The organism is Blautia sp. Marseille-P3087, from assembly GCF_900120195.1.
Classification (GTDB): Bacteria; Bacillota; Clostridia; order Lachnospirales; family Lachnospiraceae; genus Blautia_A.
In genome coordinates this window covers 1,639,206-1,660,570 of sequence record NZ_LT635539.1, presented here as the reverse complement: position 1 = coordinate 1,660,570, position 21,365 = coordinate 1,639,206, and the positions used below count along the sequence as shown (strand labels likewise).

The window sequence follows — 21,365 nt, the reverse complement described above, 5'->3', positions numbered from 1 at the left end:
TATAAAAGGAGATAAAATTATGAAAACATTCGAGTACACAATAAAAGATGAACTGGGAATCCACGCAAGACCGGCAGGACTTCTTGTAAAAGAAGCCAAAAAATTCGAGTCTGAATGCACCATCACAAAAGATGGCAAAACTAAGAAACTGACACAGCTTATGATGCTGATGTCCCTTGGTGTAAAACAGGGCGATACTGTAACAGTATCCGTAGACGGCGCTGATGAAGATGCAGCAGTTGCATCACTGAAGGAATTCTTTGAAAACAACTTATAATTCACCGGAATACTCATATTTACTTTATTTGCAGATGTGAATTCAGGGAGGAAGTAAGAAATGCAGTGTTTTCAGGGAAAATCTGTATATAAGGGAATCGCAATGGGACCGGTTGTGGTTCTTAAGAAAAATGATTATCAGGTAAAACGTACCAGAATCGAAGATGCAGAGGCAGAAGCTGCACGTGTGGACGTGGCACTGAAAGCTTCTCAGGAGCAGCTTCAGAAACTCTACGACAAAGCAGTCAAAGAAGTCGGAGAAGCCAGCGCGGCAATCTTCGAAGTACATCAGATGATGCTGGAGGATGAGGATTATCTGGAAGCAATCCAGAACATGATCCGCACCGAACAGGTCAATGCCGAGTATGCGGTTGCAGTTACCGGCGATAACTTTGCAGAAATGTTTGCTTCCATGGATGATGATTACATGAAAGCACGTTCCGCGGACATTAAGGACATTTCCGAGCGTCTTGTCCGCAACTTAAGTGGTCAGGGAGATGTGGACTTAAGCTCGATCGAACCGTCTGTGATCGTTGCAGATGATTTAAGCCCGAGTGAGACTGTACAGATGGATAAGGACAAGATCCTTGCATTTGTAACAGTTCATGGTTCTACAAACTCTCATACCGCAATCCTTGCACGTATGATGAACATTCCGGCACTGATTGGTGTGAAGATGGATCTCGAAGAACTTCAGACCGGAATGACTGCTGTTGTAGATGGTTTTGGGGGAAAAGTGACTTTTGAGCCGGATGAAGAACTCAAAGCACAGACTGAAGCCAGAATGCAGGAAGAAGAAGAAAAACTGAAACTTCTTCAGGAACTCAAAGGCAAAGAAAACATTACTCCGGATGGCCGTAAGATTAATATCTATGCAAATATCGGAAGTGTTGGCGATATCGGTTATGTAATGGAAAACGATGCCGGCGGAATCGGACTGTTCCGAAGTGAATTCCTGTATCTCGGAAGAAATGATTTCCCGACAGAGGAAGAACAGTTCCAGGCATACAAGCAGGCAGTGCAGATGATGGCAGGAAAGAAAGTTATCATCCGTACACTGGATATTGGAGCTGACAAGCAGGTAGATTATTTTAACCTCGGAAATGAAGACAACCCTGCAATGGGTTACCGTGCGATCCGTATCTGTCTGAAACAGCCTGAGATTTTTAAGACACAGCTTCGTGCACTTCTCCGTGCCGCTGTATATGGAAATCTTTCTATCATGTATCCGATGATCACTTCTACAGAAGAAGTAAAACGTATCTACGAGATCGTTGCAGAAGTGGAAGAAGAACTGAAAGCACAGGAAATTCAGTATAAGATTCCGGAACAGGGAATCATGATCGAAACTCCGGCAGCAGCGATCATCAGTGACAGACTTGCAGAGATGGTTGATTTCTTCAGTATCGGAACCAACGATCTGACACAGTATACTCTGGCGATCGACCGTCAGAATGAAAAACTCGACGAGTTTTATAACCCGCATCATGAGGCACTTCTCCGCATGATCCAGATGGTTGTGGACAATGCGCATAAGTGTGGCAAATGGGCAGGTATCTGTGGAGAACTCGGTGCAGATCCGACTCTGACAGAGCAGTTTGTACGCATGGGACTGGATGAGCTTTCCGTAGCGCCGTCCATGGTTCTGAAGCTTCGTAAGATTGTAAGAGAGATGAATGTGGAAGAATAAGAATATAGTGGATAAATAATATCTGTCCGATATGAAAGTGTGTATAAGCATTTTTGTGTCGGGCAGATTTTTTTGAAAAACAGTAAAATGAAAACCGTTTTCATATTGACACAAAATCAGAATGTGCTATAATATGAAAACGGTTTTCAATTTGTATAAAGTATAAAATATAGATTTATTTGCCGGAAACTCCGGTGGAAGGAAGATATTATGGGAACGAAAGCGCCGTATCAGACAAAGCAGATGAAACAGATCCTGTCCTATCTGCAGACCGTAGAAGGGACACATGTAACGGTTGCAGATGTCTGTTGCTTTTTTAAAGGGCAGGGGATTACGATTGGGACAACGACTGTCTACCGCAACCTTGAAAAGATGGTAGAGCAGGGGATGGTTGCGAAGTACAACGTAGATGGAACGAGCAGTGCCTGTTTTGAATATCTCGGGGCAGAGGAACATTGCCACAAGACCTCCTGTTTTCACTGCAAATGTGAAAAATGTGGAAAACTGATCCATCTTCACTGTGAGGATGTGGTTAAACTGGAGCAGCATCTGATGGACAGACACGGATTTCGGATGGATCCGTGCAGGACTGTTTTTTACGGTATCTGTGAAGAGTGCAGAAGTGTGGAAGATGAAGCATCAGAGACTGTACATATGAAAGCACGATAATGTGACAGAATGGTATGTAGATAGATTTGTACCTGCTGATTCGATTCAGCAGAAGTGTCTTTACTTTATAGGAAATTACTCCGTAATGTTCCAATAAAGTAAAAAATAGAAGAAAGAGAGCAGAAAATGAAAAAATGGATCATGGGTTCGCTGGCAATTCTGCTGGGCGTGATGAGCATCAGTATTCCTTTTGCGGGAATACACACAGCGGAAGCAAAGACGACAGAAGAAACAGACAAAAAACTGAACATTGTAACAACCATTTTTCCGGAGTATGACTGGACAAGAGTCATTTTGGGTGACCGGGCAGATGATGTGAACCTGACTATGCTCCTTGATAACGGTACGGATCTCCACAGCTTTCAGCCGGCAGTCAAGGATATTATGAAGGTTTCAAGCTGTGACCTTCTGATCTATGTAGGCGGTGAATCTGACCAGTGGATCGAGGATGCTCTGGAATCCGCGCAGAACAAAGATATGAAGACCATCAATCTGATGGAAGTCCTTGGTGATTCGATCAAAGAAGAGGAAACAGTTGAGGGTATGCAGGAAAGCGATCACGACCACGACCATGATCATGAAGATGAAGAAGAAAAGGAATATGACGAGCATGTCTGGACGTCTATGAGAAATGCCGAAGTGATTTGCGATGCGATTGCGGAAACTCTTGAAGAAATGGATCCGGAGAATAAAGAAATCTATCAGTCCAATGCTGAAGTTTACAAAGAAAAACTTTCTGCGCTGGACGAAGAATATAAGGAAACTGTTAACAATGCAAATCAGAAAACACTGGTGTTTGCGGATCGCTTTCCATTCCGTTATCTGGTAGACGATTATGACCTCAGTTATTATGCGGCATTTTCCGGATGTTCCGCAGAATCCGAGGCAAGTTTTAAGACAGTTACTTTTCTTGCGGGAAAGGTGGATGAACTCGGAGTTAAGAGTGTGTTGACGATGGAAAAATCGGATGACCGGATTGCACAGACTGTTATTGAGAATACCAAAGCCAAAGATCAGAAGATTTTACAGCTTAATTCCATGCAGTCGATCACATCAGAAGAAATTGCAGATGGAGCAACGTATCTTTCTGTGATGGAAGATAATCTGGGGGTTCTAAAGGAAGCACTGAACTAAGAAAGAGGGACAAGAATGGCACAGCTTACATGCAAAAACCTTACACTGGGATATGACAACCGGGCGATTCAGGAAGATTTGAATTTCTCCATTGATGCAGGTGATTACCTCTGTATCGTCGGTGAAAACGGTTCCGGTAAGTCTACTTTGATGAAAACATTACTTCATTTGCAGCCGCCAATCAGCGGAAGTATTGAACTTGGTGATGGATTAAAGAAAAACGAGATCGGTTATCTGCCGCAGCAGACACTGGTACAGAGAGATTTTCCAGCATCGGTACGTGAGATCGTGCTTTCCGGGTGTCAGAGTCGGTGCGGATTGCGTCCTTTCTATAACAAAGAAGAAAAAATGGTCGCACAGAAAGCAATGGAAAAAATGATGATTCAGGATCTTGCAGATCAGTGTTATCGTGAACTTTCCGGCGGGCAGCAGCAGAGGGTACTTCTTGCAAGAGCACTTTGCGCTGCACAGAAGATCCTACTTCTCGATGAGCCGGTGTCCGGTCTTGATCCACGTGTGACCGCAGAAATGTATCAGTTGATCAAAGACCTGAATAAAAAAGACGGAATTACGATCATCATGATCTCGCATGATGTTGCAGCAGCAGTTAAATATGCGACACATATTCTTCATATCGGGGAACACTGCTTCTTCGGAACGAAGAAACAGTATCTGCAGAGCAGTCTGGGCAAAGCATTCACAGGACAGGAAGGAGAGGATGAGTAAGATGTTTGAAACACTGCATATGTATTTTCAGTATCCGTTCGTTCGGTATGCACTGATCGTCGGTGTTCTGATCGCGCTTTGTTCCTCGCTTCTTGGTGTGACGCTGGTACTGAAACGATTTTCCTTTATCGGTGACGGACTTTCTCATGTGGCATTTGGTGCGATGGCGATTGCATCTGTCTTAAATATTACAAACAATATGCTGTTTATTCTTCCGGTGACGGTAGTATGTGCGATTTTTCTTCTTCGTGCTGGACAGAATACCAGGATCAAAGGCGATGCGGCAATCGCGATGATTTCCGTCGGAGCGCTTGCAATCGGTTATCTTCTGATGAACCTTTTTTCGACAAGCCCGAATATCTCAGGGGATGTTTGCAGTACGCTGTTTGGTTCGACTTCTATTCTGACCCTGACAAAAGGCGAAGTATGGCTGTGTGCGATTCTTTCCGTTGTGGTTGTTGCGATTTTTATTCTGTTTTACAATAAGATTTTCGCAGTGACATTTGATGAGAATTTTGCGAGAGCAGCGGGGACGAGAGCCAATGCATACAATCTGCTGATCGCGGTTGTGATCGCAGTGATCATTGTACTTGCGATGAATCTGGTCGGTTCGCTTCTGATTTCAGCGCTTGTGATCTTTCCGGCGCTGTCCGCAATGAGACTTTTTAAATCCTTCCGCTCCGTTACGGTCAGTGCGGCAGTGATGTCCGTACTTAGCGCAACAGCGGGAATTCTGATTTCCATTCTTGCCGGAACACCGGTTGGCTCTACGATCGTAGCAGTGGACATTGCAGTATTTCTTGTTTCCTACGGGATTGGGAGAATTACGGGCAGGTAGAAGAAAGGATAATCCGAGAATTTTATCGGGGATATGAAAAATCTGAAATTAAAATATCTCAGCCAGGGTTCAGACTCCGACTGAGATTATATTTTGTAAATATTGATTTACAGCAGGAATTCCTGTGGAGATCAGATCTCTACAAGAATTCCTTTTTCTTTGTCATAGCGGCAGTATTTGCCATTGCCGGAAATAAACGGCTGATATGTATCGGTACGTATATCTTTGACATAAACGATACCGGTTGCGATCATCTCAACAAGAGAGAAACGTTTGCTCAGGCTGGAGATCCAGGCATAAGTTTTTTCACTGTCGGAATCAGCGGCAATCAGGCTGTAGCCGCCGTCGCACGCCTTCAGTGAGAAGTAGATTTTCTCCGGTTTTACCACTTCTTTAAAAACCTGGCTGGTGATGTAGGAAGAGAAATTCTCTTTTACAAATTTCTGGAAGGTTTTTGCGGTATAAACTTTTCCGGATACTTCATCTGTGATCCGGTCACCGCGCTCCAGGCGATTTTTGATCAGTGTCAGAACCTCAATAGTCCAGTTGATAAAGGAGATACTGCTGTAGGTCATGCTTTCCTGAAGTTGATCAATCAGCTTCTTTGTCAGGACGTTTGATTTCGCTGCTTCGTTAAAAAGTTCTTCGTTCATAATGTTCCCTCCATAAAAATTTATGTGGTAATTGATAATTTTTATTATAAAAGGTCGTTGTGCAAAAAGCAATGAAAAAGCCGTAAAAGAGGATGAAAATTATATAAAATATATATGCAGATTTTGAAGCTGCAGATACTGAAAAGCTGTGGATTTTTGTAGTCAAATAGAGTATGCAGCGACAGGCAGGACGAGGTTGAGAAAAGAAGATAAATCGGCTATAATGAACATAAGTGTGAAAATGAGAAATGAACTGCAAATTAATTGTGGATCAGTTGCAGGAAGCAATAATTGTATACTGGCAGGATGGGTACAGAATGAAGAAAAAAGGGAAAAAGCAGACTTTCTTCTTGCGTGCGGCAATGATGGTACTGACGACCATTTTGATCGTATTGTTTTTTGCGATTATGTCCATGGTAGGCAAGATTCAGGGAACTGCGCGAGTTGTAAATTATGCGGGGCTGGTGCGCGGTGGCACGCAGCAAATGGTAAAATTTGAAATTTCAGGGACACCGCAGGACAAAATGTATCAGAAGATTTCTTCTTATATAGAAGGACTTCGAAATGGCAGTGATGAGCTTAATTTTATCCGTCTGGATGATCAGAAGTTTCAGAGCAAAATGGACGAACTGGCAGGATATTTTGAAGAGCTTCGGGATGAGATACTTCTTGTCCGTGAAAAGGGATACGAAAATACAGATATTATCGAAAAAAGTGAGCGTTTTTTTCAGATTTGTGATGAGGCAGTCGGGCTTTCTGAGGAATATTCACAGCGTAAGGCAACGGCGCTGGATTACCTCGAAAAAGTTGTTATAGTGGATATCCTCGGGCTGGTGCTGATCATCGGTGCAGAACTTATCAAAGCGGTCCGTTTTGCTGCCCAGAATAAAGTCTTACAGAAAAAGGTATACTTCGACGAGGCGACCGGACTTCCGAACAAAAACAAATGTGAGGAGATCCTCAACGATCCAAATCCGATTCCGGATGGAGAACAGGTTGCCATGTGTGTATTTGACATGAATAATCTCCGAACGATCAACAATACACTTGGTCATGATAAGGGAGACGAGTACATCTGTTCATTTGCGATACAGCTCCGAAAGGCAGTTCCGGATGAATTTTTTGCAGGACGTGACGGCGGTGATGAATTTATTGCTGTCTTGAAGGGACTGGATCATGCAGGAGTGCGTGAGTGTCTTAAGAAGATCCGCGAGCAGTCGGCTGAGTATTCCAGACAGCATCCGGAGATGCCAATCAGCTATGCGGCGGGATACGCGCTTTCCAGTGATTTTGAGGGAAGCACGATGCGGGAGCTGTTTCGCTTTGCCGACAAAAATATGTACATCGACAAGAACCGTGCCAAGATAGAAGAGGCGGCTGAGAAACAAAAGATGAATATCCGTATTCTTGAGGAAATCACAGAGAAGGGATATCAGTTTTCTGACTGTATTTACTGTGACGCGCTTTTGGATCAGTATTATGTGCTGAGAGCAAGTTCGCACTTTTTCCTTGCAGGGGATGGAAGTTATTCAGGTGCGGTTGAGCAGATCATTCAGGAACTGGGGACAGATGAGAACCGTAAGACAATGCGGATGGAACTTCAGACTGCATATCTGGCAGAACATCTGAAGGAAGACGAGAAAATTGAACTGCTGTATCAGTATGAAAAAGACAAAAATATTCGACGGGGAAGAATGACAGTACTACCCGGTAACAGAACTGAGGACGGCAGACTGCATCATTTTATTCTGGGATTTGAGCCATTTCAGACAAAGAATGAGAACTCTGCGGTTGAGAAAATGCGCCTGAACCGTTATTATGAACAGCTGAAGCAATCTATTGTTGAGAACGGTAACTATGCGGAGGCACTTTTGCAGACGGCGAATGCGGTTTATACGGTTGATCTGACAAATGACCGTCTGGAAAGTGTTTATTATAATACATCGGCGAAAGAATTTGACAATGATGTGCAGACTCCATGCTCTTACAGTGATTACTGCAGCGGACGAAGCCGGTACGTTACGGAAGATACGCTGGAGAATTACAGAATCGTGGATTCTTCGTTTAAAATCCTGAAGCGTTTTGCGACCGGATCGAGACAGATTACGGTGGAATACTGTGAGACAGGGAAAAACGGTCATCCGATATGGTTACAAAAGACTGTCCTGATGTCCAGAGATACCGTATACGATGCGAAGACAGATAAAGAAAGTAAGGTTGTGCATGGAATCATCCTGTTCAAAAATACTTCAGATTTCCACGAGAAGGAGCAGCAGGAAAAAGAGCGTCTGCAGATAGCGTTTGAAGAAGCAGATGCTGAAAACAAAGCAAAAACGGAATTTATGAACCGTATGAGTCATGATATCCGCACTCCGATCAATGGTATCATGGGTATGGTGGATATCATCCGCAAAAACCGCAATGACTGGGAAAAGGTTGATGACAGCCTCGAAAAGATCCGGCTTTCGACGAAACATCTGTTGGAACTGGTAAGCGATGTACTGGATATGAGCAAGCTGGAAGCCGGTATGTTTGAAATTGAAGAAGATACTTTTGATATGAGTGAACTGATGGATGAGGTTGCTGCACTGGTAGATGCACAGCTGATTGAATCGGGAATCACACATCACAAATACAGAAAAAACATTCAACATACCGCACTGTGTGGAAGCTCCCTGCAGCTACGTCGTATTATGCTGAATCTTCTGAGCAATGCGATCAAATACAACAAACCAAATGGAAGGATTGATACGTATGCCGAGGAGCTTTCCTGTGATGGCACGACTGTATGGTATGAATTCAAGCTTGTGGATACCGGAATCGGAATGAGTGAAGAGTTTGTCAGAGATCATCTTTTCCAGCCATTTACACAGGAAAAAAATGATGCGCGAACCCTTTACAAAGGCACCGGGCTTGGTATGTCGATCGTGAAAGCACTGCTGGAAAAAATGGGTGGAAGCATTGAGGCAGAGAGTGAACTTGGTGAGGGCAGCACCTTTGTGTTCCGTATCCCGTTCAAAGTAAATGATATGCTTCCTGAGAAAGAAGAAAGAGCTGAAAGCACAGAAAAACCGCTGGCAGGTATGCATTTCCTTCTGGCAGAAGATAATGAGATCAACATGGAGATTGCAGAGTTTTATCTGACAGACCTCGGTGCGACTGTCAGCAAAGCATGGAACGGAAAAGAAGCGCTTGAATTATTTGAAGCGTCAGAACCAGAAAGCTATGATGTCATTCTGATGGATGTGATGATGCCGGAGATGGATGGTCATGAGGCAACACAGCGGATACGCGCATTGAAACGTCCGGATACACAGACTGTCCGGATCGTGGCGATGACAGCCCAGACATCAGAGGACAGCATTCACAAGTGCCTGGATGCGGGAATGGACGGACATATTGCAAAGCCGATCAATGAAGAAAAGATTTTATCAGCACTGCATAAAAATATAGAAACTGAATAAAATACACAACTTTATTATTTTTCTGTGGTTTTACAATCAAAAGTGCAGATATTAGGATAAAATGAATTCATCGGACTATTGTGTGGAGAAACATACATCTGTCTGAAATTAAACAATATCAGGGAACTATTTATGGATAAAAAGAAAGATAAAAAAATTATAAGAATCAGAGCCGGGTTTGTTTTTCTGGTTACCCTGCTTCTGATGCTTGGCTGTACGTTTCTGGTAAATCAGAATCAGCAAAAAAGGGAGAAACTAAAGGCTGTATATACGGCTGAATCCACAATAAGCAGGATTGAAGTTCAGCTGAACCGTTATCTTGCGGAATCAGATCTGGTCAAAAAGAGTATAGAAGAAGGTCTGACGATAAGTGATAAACAGTTTGCGACATTATCCAGGCTGATGCAGGATGAAGATAATATCATAAAAGTCCATGAAATTGCAAAAGACGGAATCGTTTCGCAGATATATCCTATGGAGGGAAATGAGGATGTGATCGGGCTGAACTTGATTGAAAATCCGGAAAGAAAAACGGAAGCGCGTCTGGCAAGAGACAGCGGAGAATATACGATTGCCGGTCCGTTTGAACTGGTGCAGGGAGGAAACGGTGTGCTGCTTTTTGACCCGGTATACAGAACGGATGACAAAGGCTGTAAGAAGTTCTGGGGATTTTCTATTCTTGTTATAGACTGGCAGAAATTTATCAAAAAAATGGAGCTGGATCAACTGGAAAATGCCGGATATCACTATCAGATATGGAAAAAAGGAACGGACGATGAAAAAATCGTAATTGTGCAGTGTGACAATTTACAGGAAACAGACACATTGGAGGTTGCATGTACAGTTCCGAATGATACCTGGTATTTTGAGATCGTACCAGAAAACGGATGGGTGACAATGACTCAGAAACTCTGGGGACTGTTCATTTCGGTGCTGACAGCTTTCATTGTAATGATCATATATCTGCAATTCAAAATGAGACGCTACAGAGATGCGCTTCATGAAAAAGAACTGGAAAAAGCTGTTCTCGAAGCAAAAAATGCGAACGAGGCAAAGACACGGTTCCTTTTTAATATGAGCCATGATATCCGCACTCCGATGAATGCAATCATTGGCTTTTCGGAGCTTCTGGAAAAACATATAGATGAAAAGGACAAAGCAATTGCTTATCTTGGCAAGATCAAAAGTTCGAGCAATTTCCTTCTGTCACTGATCAACTATGTGCTGGAGATGGCACGGATCGAAAGTGGCAAACTGGCTCTGAAAAAAGAAGTCGGATGTGTGACGGAGCTGATAGAATCTCTGACAGATGTTTTTGAGCCGGGAGTGAAAAAGAAGTTCATTACATATTCATGTGAAACAGATATACAACATAAATATGTGATTGGTGATGAGACAAAAGTCCGGGAGATTTTTATCAATATCATCGGAAATTCTGTGAAATATACTTCGGAAGGCGGAAAGATCTCCGTAAGTGTTAAAGAAGAACCATTTGAAAAAGAAAATTATATAGCTTACAGGATTATTGTAGAGGACAATGGCATCGGCATGAGTAAAGAATATCTTCCTCATATTTTTGAAGAGTTTTCACGTGAGCATACAAGCACAGAAAGCAAAGTGACAGGTACCGGTCTCGGACTGCCAATTGTAAAATCTTTGATCGATATGATGGGAGGTACGATTGAAGTTGAAAGTCAGCTTGGATGCGGAACAAAGATGAACGTTGTTCTGCCATTTGAGCTTGCTTCAGAGAAACAGATCCTGGAAGAGAAGCAAAAAGAAAAAGAGAAGATTTCAGACAGTATTCTGGGAAAAAGAGTGCTGCTTGCCGAGGATAATGAGCTGAATGCCGAAATAGCAATGACAGTTCTGAAAGAAAATGGTCTGAAAGCAGAACGCGCTGCGAATGGAAAACAATGTATAGAAATGCTGAAAAAGATGCCGGAGGATTATTATGATATGATACTCATGGATATTCAGATGCCGGAGATGGACGGATATGAAGCAACAAAGCTGATTCGTCATCTTGATGATGCGCGGGCTGACATTCCGATCGTAGCCATGACTGCCAATGCATTTGAAGAAGACAGGCAGAAAGCTCTGGAAAGCGGCATGAATGCACATGTTTCCAAACCGGTAGATATGAATATGCTGTTTAAGGTAATGGCACAGATTCTGAAAAAATGAGTCGGAAAGTAGATATGGGAGGGCTGTTTATGGAGCAGCGGGAAGAGGTAAATATAAAAGCAATTCTGCGTGCATCCCGAATGGGAATGTGGCGTGTGGAAATGGAAGAAGGAAAGCCACCGAGATTTTATGCGGATGAAGTGATGGATGAACTGCTTGGAATCGACAGAGAGATCACACCGGAAGAGAGATTTGTCTTTCATCGTTCGCGTATACATCCGGAAGACGTGCGGCTGTTTCAGGAGTATTCAGATAAGCTTACAGAGGCAAGGACGGAAATCGTTTATCGTTATATTCATCCGGTATCCGGAGAGAGGTTTGTACGTTGCGGTGGTGCGAGAGACACATCGGTGACAGAATACGTGGCTGTCACCGGGATACATCAGGATATTTCTGAGACAGTACGTATTGAAAAAGAAAAAGAGGCGGAGCGACGCCTGGCAGAACTGAATGATTCTCTGCGCAAAGAAAAACTGCGTCAGGATATTTATTATAAAGAATTGCTTGATATAGAAAACTGCGGTGTCCTTGCATATACAATGCCGGGACACAAGGTCATACATATGAATGCAGAGGCGCTGAGAATGTATGGGATTGAGAGTGTCGAAGCTGCACAGAGGGAGCTCGGGCCGCTTCTGAGGCAGGTTTATTATCCGGATTCGGAGGTGCTCAATCAACTGAAAAAGCTTCGAAATGAAGATGATATGGTGGATTATGAGTGCATTATCGGTAAGGGTAAGGCAAACGAATGTCATGCACTTGCCAAAACGAAAGTTGTCCACATTCCGACGGGTGAGAGGGCAGTACTTACTACGTTTGTGGATGTGTCTGATATGGTGATGCTCAAAAATGCCCTTCACCGTGCGGAGGAGGGAAGCCGTGCGAAATCGTCTTTTCTGTTTGCAATGTCCCATGATCTGCGTACACCAATGAATGCGATCATTGGTTATGCGGAGCTGATGGAAGCACACTGGGGCGAAAAAGAAGTAACAACAAACTATCTGCAAAAGCTGAAAGGCGCAAGCCAGTTTTTGCTTGCGCTGATCGGCAATGTGCTTGAGATCGCACGTATTGAAAGTGGTAAAGAAACACTGAATGAAGCACCGTGGAATCTGATGAAGCTTGAGGAGACACTGGACATCCTTCTTGACGGAGAGATTTCACGTAAGCAGCTGACTGTAAACAGAAATGTAAATATTCGGCATGCAAACGTATACTGCGATGCCCTGAAAATCCGAGAGATCATTATGAACCTTTTGAGTAACGCAGTGAAATATACATCGGAGGGTGGCAAGATAGTTCTTGATATTGAAGAAAAACCGTCAGCTCTGGATGGTTTTATGACTTTGCAAATCCGTGTGTCAGACAATGGCATCGGTATCAGCAAAGAATATGTACCATATATTTTTGATGCATTTACGCGTGAGCGGAGCTCCTCTGAGAGCGGCATTATTGGAACAGGTCTGGGACTTCGTATCGTGAAATCATTTGTAGATCTTATGAATGGCGACATTTCTGTAAAAAGTGAACCCGGGAAAGGTACCTGTTTTACTGTCGAAATTTCATGCAGAAAGATACCGGAGGAAGAATTACAGCAGCAGATGGAAGAACAGCCGGAAAATGTATCGCTGGCAGGAAGAAGGCTTCTTCTGGCAGAAGATAATGGATTGAATGCGGAAATCGCCATGACGATCCTTCAGGATGCAGATGCGGAGGTAGAGCTTGCTGCGGATGGGAAGATTGCGGTTGATAAGCTGCAAGATGTGCCGGCTGGTTATTATGATGCGATTTTGATGGATATTCAGATGCCGAATATGAATGGTTATGAGGCAACGAAAGCAATCCGGAAACTGACAGATGAACGGGCGAAGATTCCGATCATTGCCATGACAGCCAATGCTTTTGAAGAAGACCGTCAAGCAGCACTAGCCGCTGGAATGGATGATTACGTTGCGAAACCGGTTGAAATTTCAGAGCTGTTCCGAACGATTATGAAAAATCTGTAACGTTTTTATCTCATATATCGTCATATATGTGAAGGAGGACAAGAGTACAAAGAGAGGAGAAACAAATGCTGAATATTCAGGAAGTATACGAAAAATACTTCACAGTCGTATACCGCTATCTGCTCTCGCTTTCACACAATACCCACATTGCAGAGGAACTTACACAGGAAACATTCTTCAAAGCACTGAAAAAAGTCGACGATTTCAGAGGGGAATGTGACCTTCGGATATGGCTCTGCCAGATCTCCAAAAACACATATTATGACTATCTGAAAAAGAACAAAAAATACGTACCGGAAGCGCAGAATGAGTTGTCAGAAGATGTATTTTCTACGGATTTTATTCAGGATTTTTCGGACAAAGAAACGGCATTTCGTGTCCACAAAGTTCTGCATAAACTTTCGGAACCGTACAAAGAAGTCTTTTCCCTCCGGGTATTTGGAGAACTGTCATTTAGTGATATATCAGATCTGTTTGGCAAAAGTGAAAGCTGGGCGAGAGTTACTTATCACCGTGCTTGCAAAAAAATCAGGGAGGAATTAGACGATGAAGATCACCTGTAATATTATTGAAGATCTGCTTCCGCTTTATATTGATGATATGGTCAGTGAGGACAGCAGACAGCTTGTAGAAGAACATCTGAAAGAGTGTGCAGCCTGCCGCAAAATGCTGGATGAGATGAAAAAGGAGAATCAGTTGCGGACTGTTTCAGAAAATGCAGAGAGGAATTCAGACCACCGTACTGAGATTGCACCATTAAAAAAAATCCGCAGACGTATCCGTCGGAAACGTATTATTTCCATTATTTTAGCAGCAGTACTTGTGCTGCTTGCGAGTGGAATCGGGCATTACTGGTATTATGACAAAAAGACTTATATATCCTGGGAAGATGCCGGAATGACCTTAAGGGATGGAAAAATTTACAGCAAAATTGATCCGGACGGACATAAGACAGCTATCTTATCCGTAGACCAGAAAAACATGTTTTACATGCTTTCCGAGACGGCATGGATACGTAAAAATTACCCATCTGCACAGGATGCAGAGAATTTAATGTTTGATCTTGATGAGTTTCAGAAGGCACATGACCGCCTGCCGGATACAGCCACTGATGAAACTTCATTGCCGACCGGTATCGAAAATGTTTATTATGTAGATCCGGAAAATATAAAAGAGGCATTTGCTCTCTGGGATTATCAGGATGAGCCGGACAAAGCGCAGCAAAAAGAACAGGAGCTTGCAGCAAAGTGTCACCTGATCTGGAGCGCTGAATGAACTGCGATTTTGCTGAAAAACTAAAAGTAAAAGTTAGGGAATTTTAAAGGAGAGCATCGTGAACAACATCATAGAAATCAATGATTTTAATGCACCGGAGCTGGATATTTATGCAAGGACTTCAGAGGTACAGCTCCGGCGGTATAACGAACCGTTTCCGGGACTTTTTGTTGCAGAAAGCCCGAAGGTGATTGAGCGTGCGTGTAGCGCAGGCTATGAACCGGTTTCATTTCTGGTCGAGCATAAGGATATTGAGGGCGAGGCGAAAGAACTTCTGGCACGTTTTTCGCAGACCCCTGTATATACAGCAGAATATGAAATCCTTGTAAAACTGACCGGTTATGCTCTGACTAGAGGACTGCTCTGCGTCATGAAACGCCGCACCCTTCCGACTGTCGAGGAAATCTGCCAGAATACCAGACGCATAGCAATTTTGGAAAATGTCGTAAATCCAACTAATATCGGTGCGATTTTTCGCTCCGCGGCAGCACTCCACATGGATGCAATCCTTCTGACCGGCGGCTGCAGCGATCCGCTTTACCGCCGTGCTTCCCGTGTGAGCATGGGCACGGTTTTTCAGATTCCGTGGACTTATTTTGATAAAAAAACTTTCTGGCTGGATACAGGCATGCAGACTCTTCGCGTACTCGGCTTTAAGACCGTGGCAATGGCACTGCGGGATGATTCTTTCAGTATTGACGATCCGCAGCTTCATGCAGAAGAAAAACTTGCCATCGTCCTCGGCACAGAAGGGGATGGCCTGGCATCCGACACAATCGCAGACTGCGATTATACCGTGAAAATTCCGATGTCTCATGGTGTTGATTCTCTCAATGTAGCTGCTGCAAGTGCAGTTGCCTTCTGGGAGCTTGGAAGGAAATAAGAATCATTTCGTAACTGTTCAGTATCCTCACAGTTACGAGTCAAAATGCATTCCAAAACGCCTCGCGGAATACTCTCTACTGAATAGTATAAGTTATTCCCCGGGACTTCTTGTTTTTTATCAGAATCTTCTTTATAATGGAAAAGCTAATAAAATTGAAAGAAGATAAAGGAATTTATAAATGTTAAAACGATTTTCCAAATATGTATTTCAGAGTGTTGCGGGTATGATCGGTGTTTCCGTCTATGTTCTGGCAGACACCTTTTTTATTTCCGTCTATGCCGGGGCGGATGGTCTGGCGGTTCTCAACCTGATTCTCCCGGTATATGGTCTTATCTATGCAATTGGTTCGATGATCGGTATCGGCTCCGCGACCCGATATGGCATCAGCAAAGCAAAGGGTGAAAGAGCAGATTATTACTTTACACAGGCAATTGCCTGGAGCGTCCTGATCAGCATCCCGTTTGTCCTGCTCGGAATTTTTATTCCCGATAAATGTCTGGCACTGCTCGGCGCGGATGCCGGACTTGTTGCACTCGGCAAGACCTATCTGCGTATCATCCTCATAGGAACACCGTTTTTTATGTCGAATTATTCCGTCACGGCATTTGCCCGAAATGACAATGCGACATCAATTGCAATGGCCGGCTCTCTTGCCGGAAGTGTCTGGAATATCGTTTTTGACTATATTTTTATTTTTCCGGCAGGTCTTGGATTTTCCGGAGCGGCACTTGCAACAGCGTTCTGTCCGATCGTTACGATGTCCGTCTGCATGCTGCATTATTTTGGAAAAAACTGTCACATCGGATTCAAATGGAAGAAAATGTCTGTCCGACATCTGATCTCATGCTGTCAGCTCGGTGTATCCGCGTTCGTGGGAGAAATTTCTTCCGCCGTGATCGCATTTGTGTTTAATATGCTGATCCTTGGACTTGCAGGCAGCGTTGGTGTGGCCGCTTATGGAATCGTAGCAAATCTTTCCATTGTCGGAATGTGCATTTTCAATGGCCTTGCACAGGGCGCGCAGCCGCTGATCAGTGAAAGCTTCGGCAGGGGAGAAAGTGAGCATGTCAGAAAATATCTTCGCTGGGGCATGAACAGCACGATTACGATAGAAATCGTAATGATTGCTCTGATCTGGCTGTTTACAGATCCGCTCGTTGCGATCTTTAACAGCGAAAATAATGTCATGCTGCTGCAATACGCACATACCGGCCTGCAGCTGTATTTCCTCGGGTTTCTGTTTGCCGGAGTAAATATCATGCTTGTCGCGTATTTCTCTGCAACAGCGAATGCGCGTCCGGCGATCATCGGTTCTCTGATGCGTGGAGTAATCGCCATTGTACTCTGTGCGATCGTACTTTCCAGAATACTTGGAATGAACGGAGTCTGGCTGTCTTTCCTTGCTTCTGAGATGCTCACGTTTGTCGTGATCCTGATCCTTTCCAGAAAGAAAGAGAGTGTGTCCAATGACTACATTTGAGATATTGCTTCAGCAGATCGGACTGTTTGTAATCTATATTCTGGCGGGTGTGATACTTGTCAGAACAAAGGTACTCAACAGAGAAACACTGGAGCCCATTTCAAAATTTGTGATCAAAATGGCATTGCCGGTCATGATCTTTATCAATATCATCGATGGTGTAAACAAAGAAATTCTGACCGGTTCCTGGTCAATCCTGCTGATCGCGGCGGGATTTTATGCCGTGATGTTCCTGGTCAGCTTCGGCATGATGAAATTTTTTCATCTGTCCGAAGACCGCGCCGGAATTTGTCAGGCGATGATGCTGTTCGGAAATATCGGATTCATGGCAGTCCCGGTGATTTCCAGTGTTTTTCCGGGAAATGGGATTCTGTACGTTTCTGTATTTATGGTTTTTGATCAGCTTATGCTCTGGACGCTGGGTGTGAAGCTCACAACACCAACCAGAAGCGGCGGTTTTGAACTGAAAAAGCTGATCAATCCGGCAACAGTGGCAATCCTGATCGGGATGCTCCTGATGCTGACGGGTGTGCGGATTCCGGCACTTCTCGATACCGGGCTTCAAAAAATCGGTGCCACAGCATCTCCTCTGGCGATGATCTACATAGGCGGTATTTTTGCGGAGCTTCCGCTGAAAAAATATCTGAAAGAGCTTTCGCTGTATGGAATTGTGCTTGTGCGCATGCTGCTTGCACCGCTCCTGATGTTCTTTGTTCTCGGATTTTTTCCGGTCAGTGCGGAGATACGACTTGCAATGGCACTGATTACCGGAATGCCGACGATGACTGCGGTTGTGATGATGGCGAACGCGTCAGGAATGGATGGAGAATATGCACTAGGGGGCGTTTTTATCACGACGCTCTGTGGAATCGTAACTTTGCCGTGCATCTGCTGGCTGCTGCAATATGCGATATAAGAACAGATTACAAGAAGGATACCCATTTTTTCATAGTATTTCTGAGAGAATGTCGGTGTCCTTTTTTGTGTGATAGCCACTTAAAGTTTGTCGGATTTTGGGATGGATTCAGGGAGTTTGAAGTGGATTTGTCTGCTCTGTTATTGAAGTATATTCTCAATTATATTGATACAAAAATCTTGCATGGCTAATGAAATTAGTCTATACTAACTAAAAGAGTTAGATTGATAAAACTCGTGTATAAATGAATCAAGCGGGTGTCGGTATCGACCAGGAACCGGCGTCCGGACTGAAAAGCAGCAGAAAGGGGAATGGTCATGTACCTTGAAATTGAAAAAGTAACAGGAAGAGAAATTCTGGATTCCAGAGGAAATCCGACAGTCGAAGCAGAAGTTTATCTGCTGGACGGAACTGTAGGCAGAGGAACCGCACCGAGCGGCGCATCTACCGGTGAGTTCGAAGCTCTGGAACTCCGTGATGGAGATAAAGCACGCTATCTTGGCAAAGGTGTGCAGAAGGCAGTTGAAAACATCAACACTGTGATCAATGAAGCAATCGAAGGACTGGATGCAAGTGATATTTACGCAGTTGATGCAGCGATGATCGCAGCAGACGGAACAAAAGACAAATCAAAACTTGGAGCAAACGCAATTCTTGCCGTATCTATCGCATGCTGCAGAGCAGCCGCAACCGCACTTGAGATCCCGCTGTATCGTTTCCTTGGCGGAGTGTCCGGCAACCGTCTTCCGGTACCGATGATGAACATTGTCAACGGCGGATGCCATGCGCTGTCATCCGGACTGGACGTGCAGGAATTTATGATCATGCCGGTCGGTGCACCTTCTTTTAAAGAATGCTTAAGATGGTGTGCCGAAGTTTTCCATGCACTGGCATCCATCCTGAAAGAGCGCGGACTTGCCGCATCCGTTGGTGATGAAGGTGGCTTTGCACCGGCATTGAAATCGGATGAGGAAGCGATCGAGACAATTCTCGAGGCAGTAAAGAAAGCAGGATACGAACCAGGCAAAGATTTCAAGATCGCGATGGACGCAGCTTCCTCCGAATGGAAGAGCGAAAAAGGCAAAGGCTATTATAAACTTCCGAAGGCCGGAACAGAATATACATCTGAAGAGCTGATCGAGCACTGGGCAAAACTCTGCGACAAATATCCGATCATTTCCATCGAAGACGGTCTGGATGAAGAAGACTGGGAAGGCTGGAAGAAGCTTACCGCAAGACTTGGCGACAAAGTACAGCTTGTCGGCGATGACCTGTTTGTAACAAATACCGAAAGACTTTCAAAGGGAATCGAACTTGGTGCAGGTAATGCAATTCTGATCAAGCTCAACCAGATCGGTTCCGTATCTGAGACACTGGAAGCAATCAAGATGGCACACAAAGCAGGATACACTGCAATTTCTTCACATCGTTCTGGTGAAACAGCCGATACCACGATCGCTGACCTTGCAGTTGCACTCAATACCTGCCAGATCAAGACCGGTGCGCCGAGCCGTTCCGAGCGAGTTGCCAAATACAATCAGCTTCTCCGCATCGAAGAAGAACTTGGCGCAAGCGCAGTATATCCTGGAATGAAAGCATTCAACGTAAAACAGGATTAAAAAAGGAGGAGCTGCCGTTGGCAGCTCCTCAGATTACGTTCGAGAGTCCTTTCTGAAGGGCGATGATTTTATCATAGATTGCGTCCGCCATTGCCGCATGTCCTTTTTCGTCCAGATGCTCTCTGTCAGTAATACTTGGCAGGGCATAATCTGCGGCATTCAGGAAAGCCGCATGATTCTGGAGTGCAACCTTGCGGTATTCAGCGGCAAGATTTCTGGAAACAACCTCAGAATTTTCGTCAAATTCCGGATCGAAGTCGGGTTCGCCGACACCATGTCCGAGATGGATCGGGGAGATCACCAGCAGGTCAAAATGCTGCGAGGCATTCAGGCGTGCTTTGCGGATTACCTGATCAAGACCTTTGGATATCAGGCTGGCAGATGCGCGATAGTGACTTTTGCAGTCATTGGTACCGAGCATGAAAGATGGTCGTTCTTCCACAAAGTCCTTCTTCTATAATATGATATTCGGGCCCGAGTTTCTGCTGCAAAAGGCCGGTCCATCTTGTATTCTCATCAAAACGGCCTTTTCGGTCTGGTCTGTATCCCCAGGTGTTTGAATCGCCAAAGCATAAGATATTCATGAGATCACACTGCTTAACTGAATAAATCATACAAACATACCAAATAAATATGTTAGTATAATAAACACTTTATATCGAAATGTCAAGTAGCTGTGACTGAAATGAACAAATGAAATTACGAAAACGAAGAGATTATTGTATTAAATAATCTGACCGGTGGAAAATCGTGTTTATCAGAAAGTCAGGATTCCGAGATGCTCCAGGAGAATTTTCAGTCCCAGAAGAACCAGAATCAGGCCGCCGATAAATTCCGCCTTACTTTTGTACCTGCCTCCAAAAAAGTTTCCAACGATCACACCGATGATAGAGAGAACCATAGTGGTGATTCCGATAATTGTGATCGCCTCAATAATTGGAGTGTTCAGGAAGGCAAATGTGATTCCGACTGCAAGTGCATCGATACTGGTGGCAACAGCCAGAACGAACATGTTTTTGTGGTCGATCGGTGCATCCATAACCTCAACGGTTTCTTCTTCATTCCATTCACGGACAGCTTCGACCATCATCTTGCCACCGATGAAGCCAAGCAGAATAAAAGCGATCCAGTGGTCAATACTGGTGATATATTGCTGGAACTGACTGCCAAGAAGCCAGCCGATAAGCGGCATGAGCGCCTGAAATCCGCCGAAATAAAGACCGATGATCAGAGCCTGCTTTTTATTGAGTTTTCTCATTCCGAGTCCCTTACAGACAGAGACTGCAAAGGCGTCCATGGAAAGCCCAACACCTAATAAAAATAATTCAACAAACAGTGCCATAATAAAATCTCCTTTTCTTTTGGGTAAGAAAGTATCTGAATACACAAAAAGACCCACGTATGCCATGAATAAATACAGATTAGAATCTGTACATAAAACATGACATACATGAGTCTCATTCATTAAGATTTGCCAGGTACAGGTACCAGTATGTTGACAAATCACACGTTCGTGCAAATTACTCCCTCACGTAACTTAATTGCT

The 21,365-nt window shown here is 44.1% G+C and carries 18 protein-coding genes; 15 read left to right on the top strand and 3 right to left on the bottom strand.

Features of this window, described 5'->3' with window-relative positions:
* Positions 1 to 19: 19 nt before the first annotated feature.
* The 6 genes from BQ7344_RS07950 (at position 20) to BQ7344_RS07925 (ending at position 5,333) form a co-directional block, all read left to right on the top strand.
* Entirely contained in the window at positions 20 to 277 is a 258-nt protein-coding gene (locus tag BQ7344_RS07950; RefSeq protein WP_015541834.1) for an HPr family phosphocarrier protein, read from the top strand.
* A gap of 60 nt (positions 278 to 337) precedes the next feature.
* Positions 338 to 1,966 carry a phosphoenolpyruvate--protein phosphotransferase gene (gene ptsP, locus BQ7344_RS07945; RefSeq protein ID WP_072522144.1) on the top strand — a complete coding sequence of 543 codons (1,629 nt, stop codon included), beginning with the start codon at positions 338 to 340 and terminating at the stop codon, positions 1,964 to 1,966.
* A gap of 210 nt (positions 1,967 to 2,176) precedes the next feature.
* Positions 2,177 to 2,635, top strand: coding sequence for a Fur family transcriptional regulator (locus BQ7344_RS07940; protein ID WP_072522143.1), 459 nt, complete (start codon positions 2,177 to 2,179; stop codon positions 2,633 to 2,635).
* Positions 2,636 to 2,761: 126 nt separating this feature from the next.
* The gene (locus BQ7344_RS07935; RefSeq protein WP_072522142.1) at positions 2,762 to 3,769 is read left to right on the top strand and encodes a metal ABC transporter substrate-binding protein; all 1,008 of its coding nucleotides are present in this window, start codon (positions 2,762 to 2,764) and stop codon (positions 3,767 to 3,769) included.
* Positions 3,770 to 3,784: 15 nt separating this feature from the next.
* On the top strand, positions 3,785 to 4,495 hold the full coding sequence (locus BQ7344_RS07930; RefSeq protein WP_072522141.1) for a metal ABC transporter ATP-binding protein: 711 nt from the start codon (positions 3,785 to 3,787) through the stop codon (positions 4,493 to 4,495).
* 1 nt (position 4,496) lies between these two features.
* Positions 4,497 to 5,333 (top strand): metal ABC transporter permease, encoded by an 837-nt coding sequence (locus BQ7344_RS07925; protein WP_072522140.1) that lies wholly within the window; start codon positions 4,497 to 4,499, stop codon positions 5,331 to 5,333.
* A 131-nt stretch (positions 5,334 to 5,464) separates the two neighbouring features.
* On the opposite strand, the gene BQ7344_RS07920 is transcribed toward BQ7344_RS07925, so the two are convergent.
* Positions 5,465 to 5,986 (bottom strand): hypothetical protein, encoded by a 522-nt coding sequence (locus BQ7344_RS07920; protein WP_072522139.1) that lies wholly within the window; start codon positions 5,984 to 5,986, stop codon positions 5,465 to 5,467.
* Between the two features lie 317 nt (positions 5,987 to 6,303).
* Here BQ7344_RS07920 and BQ7344_RS07915 point away from each other — a divergent pair, with 317 nt between their 5' ends.
* From BQ7344_RS07915 to eno, 9 genes are all read left to right on the top strand, one after another.
* Positions 6,304 to 9,450: a response regulator gene (locus tag BQ7344_RS07915; protein WP_072523389.1), complete on the top strand. Its 3,147-nt coding sequence runs from the start codon at positions 6,304 to 6,306 to the stop codon at positions 9,448 to 9,450.
* Between the two features lie 132 nt (positions 9,451 to 9,582).
* Positions 9,583 to 11,637, top strand: a complete 2,055-nt coding sequence (locus tag BQ7344_RS07910) for an ATP-binding protein (RefSeq protein ID WP_072522138.1) — start codon at positions 9,583 to 9,585, stop codon at positions 11,635 to 11,637.
* A gap of 29 nt (positions 11,638 to 11,666) precedes the next feature.
* The gene (locus BQ7344_RS07905) at positions 11,667 to 13,643 is read left to right on the top strand and encodes a hybrid sensor histidine kinase/response regulator (RefSeq protein WP_072522137.1); all 1,977 of its coding nucleotides are present in this window, start codon (positions 11,667 to 11,669) and stop codon (positions 13,641 to 13,643) included.
* A 65-nt stretch (positions 13,644 to 13,708) separates the two neighbouring features.
* Positions 13,709 to 14,206 carry an RNA polymerase sigma factor gene (locus BQ7344_RS07900; protein ID WP_072522136.1) on the top strand — a complete coding sequence of 166 codons (498 nt, stop codon included), beginning with the start codon at positions 13,709 to 13,711 and terminating at the stop codon, positions 14,204 to 14,206.
* Positions 14,190 to 14,918, top strand: coding sequence for an anti-sigma factor family protein (locus BQ7344_RS07895; RefSeq protein WP_072522135.1), 729 nt, complete (start codon positions 14,190 to 14,192; stop codon positions 14,916 to 14,918). Before BQ7344_RS07900 ends, BQ7344_RS07895 begins: the two co-directional genes overlap by 17 nt.
* 58 nt (positions 14,919 to 14,976) lie before the next feature.
* Positions 14,977 to 15,801 (top strand): TrmH family RNA methyltransferase, encoded by an 825-nt coding sequence (locus BQ7344_RS07890; protein WP_072522134.1) that lies wholly within the window; start codon positions 14,977 to 14,979, stop codon positions 15,799 to 15,801.
* Between the two features lie 181 nt (positions 15,802 to 15,982).
* Entirely contained in the window at positions 15,983 to 17,284 is a 1,302-nt protein-coding gene (locus BQ7344_RS07885) for an MATE family efflux transporter (protein WP_072522133.1), read from the top strand.
* On the top strand, positions 17,271 to 18,200 hold the full coding sequence (locus BQ7344_RS07880) for an AEC family transporter (RefSeq protein ID WP_072522132.1): 930 nt from the start codon (positions 17,271 to 17,273) through the stop codon (positions 18,198 to 18,200). The genes BQ7344_RS07885 and BQ7344_RS07880 overlap by 14 nt, the downstream gene beginning before the upstream one ends.
* A gap of 311 nt (positions 18,201 to 18,511) precedes the next feature.
* On the top strand, positions 18,512 to 19,819 hold the full coding sequence (eno, locus tag BQ7344_RS07875; protein ID WP_200793038.1) for a phosphopyruvate hydratase: 1,308 nt from the start codon (positions 18,512 to 18,514) through the stop codon (positions 19,817 to 19,819).
* A gap of 28 nt (positions 19,820 to 19,847) precedes the next feature.
* Here the strand turns inward: eno and BQ7344_RS07870 are convergent, their stop codons facing one another.
* Together BQ7344_RS07870 and BQ7344_RS07865 are read right to left on the bottom strand one after the other, a co-directional pair.
* The gene (locus BQ7344_RS07870) at positions 19,848 to 20,261 is read right to left on the bottom strand and encodes an SGNH/GDSL hydrolase family protein (RefSeq protein ID WP_330392827.1); all 414 of its coding nucleotides are present in this window, start codon (positions 20,259 to 20,261) and stop codon (positions 19,848 to 19,850) included.
* Positions 20,262 to 20,576: 315 nt separating this feature from the next.
* On the bottom strand, positions 20,577 to 21,161 hold the full coding sequence (locus BQ7344_RS07865; protein WP_072522131.1) for a manganese efflux pump MntP: 585 nt from the start codon (positions 21,159 to 21,161) through the stop codon (positions 20,577 to 20,579).
* Positions 21,162 to 21,365 lie beyond the last annotated feature (204 nt).

Bases quoted from the DNA above. Each gene is read 5' to 3' on its own strand.
- BQ7344_RS07950 (WP_015541834.1), top strand. From the start codon at position 20: ATGAAAACATTCGAGTACACAATAAAAGATGAACTGGGAATCCACGCA.
- ptsP (WP_072522144.1), top strand. From the start codon at position 338: ATGCAGTGTTTTCAGGGAAAATCTGTATATAAGGGAATCGCAATGGGA.
- BQ7344_RS07940 (WP_072522143.1), top strand. From the start codon at position 2,177: ATGGGAACGAAAGCGCCGTATCAGACAAAGCAGATGAAACAGATCCTG.
- BQ7344_RS07935 (WP_072522142.1), top strand. From the start codon at position 2,762: ATGAAAAAATGGATCATGGGTTCGCTGGCAATTCTGCTGGGCGTGATG.
- BQ7344_RS07930 (WP_072522141.1), top strand. From the start codon at position 3,785: ATGGCACAGCTTACATGCAAAAACCTTACACTGGGATATGACAACCGG.
- BQ7344_RS07925 (WP_072522140.1), top strand. From the start codon at position 4,497: ATGTTTGAAACACTGCATATGTATTTTCAGTATCCGTTCGTTCGGTAT.
- BQ7344_RS07920 (WP_072522139.1), bottom strand. From the start codon at position 5,986: ATGAACGAAGAACTTTTTAACGAAGCAGCGAAATCAAACGTCCTGACA.
- BQ7344_RS07915 (WP_072523389.1), top strand. From the start codon at position 6,304: ATGAAGAAAAAAGGGAAAAAGCAGACTTTCTTCTTGCGTGCGGCAATG.
- BQ7344_RS07910 (WP_072522138.1), top strand. From the start codon at position 9,583: ATGGATAAAAAGAAAGATAAAAAAATTATAAGAATCAGAGCCGGGTTT.
- BQ7344_RS07905 (WP_072522137.1), top strand. From the start codon at position 11,667: ATGGAGCAGCGGGAAGAGGTAAATATAAAAGCAATTCTGCGTGCATCC.
- BQ7344_RS07900 (WP_072522136.1), top strand. From the start codon at position 13,709: ATGCTGAATATTCAGGAAGTATACGAAAAATACTTCACAGTCGTATAC.
- BQ7344_RS07895 (WP_072522135.1), top strand. From the start codon at position 14,190: ATGAAGATCACCTGTAATATTATTGAAGATCTGCTTCCGCTTTATATT.
- BQ7344_RS07885 (WP_072522133.1), top strand. From the start codon at position 15,983: ATGTTAAAACGATTTTCCAAATATGTATTTCAGAGTGTTGCGGGTATG.
- BQ7344_RS07880 (WP_072522132.1), top strand. From the start codon at position 17,271: ATGACTACATTTGAGATATTGCTTCAGCAGATCGGACTGTTTGTAATC.
- eno (WP_200793038.1), top strand. From the start codon at position 18,512: ATGGTCATGTACCTTGAAATTGAAAAAGTAACAGGAAGAGAAATTCTG.
- BQ7344_RS07865 (WP_072522131.1), bottom strand. From the start codon at position 21,161: ATGGCACTGTTTGTTGAATTATTTTTATTAGGTGTTGGGCTTTCCATG.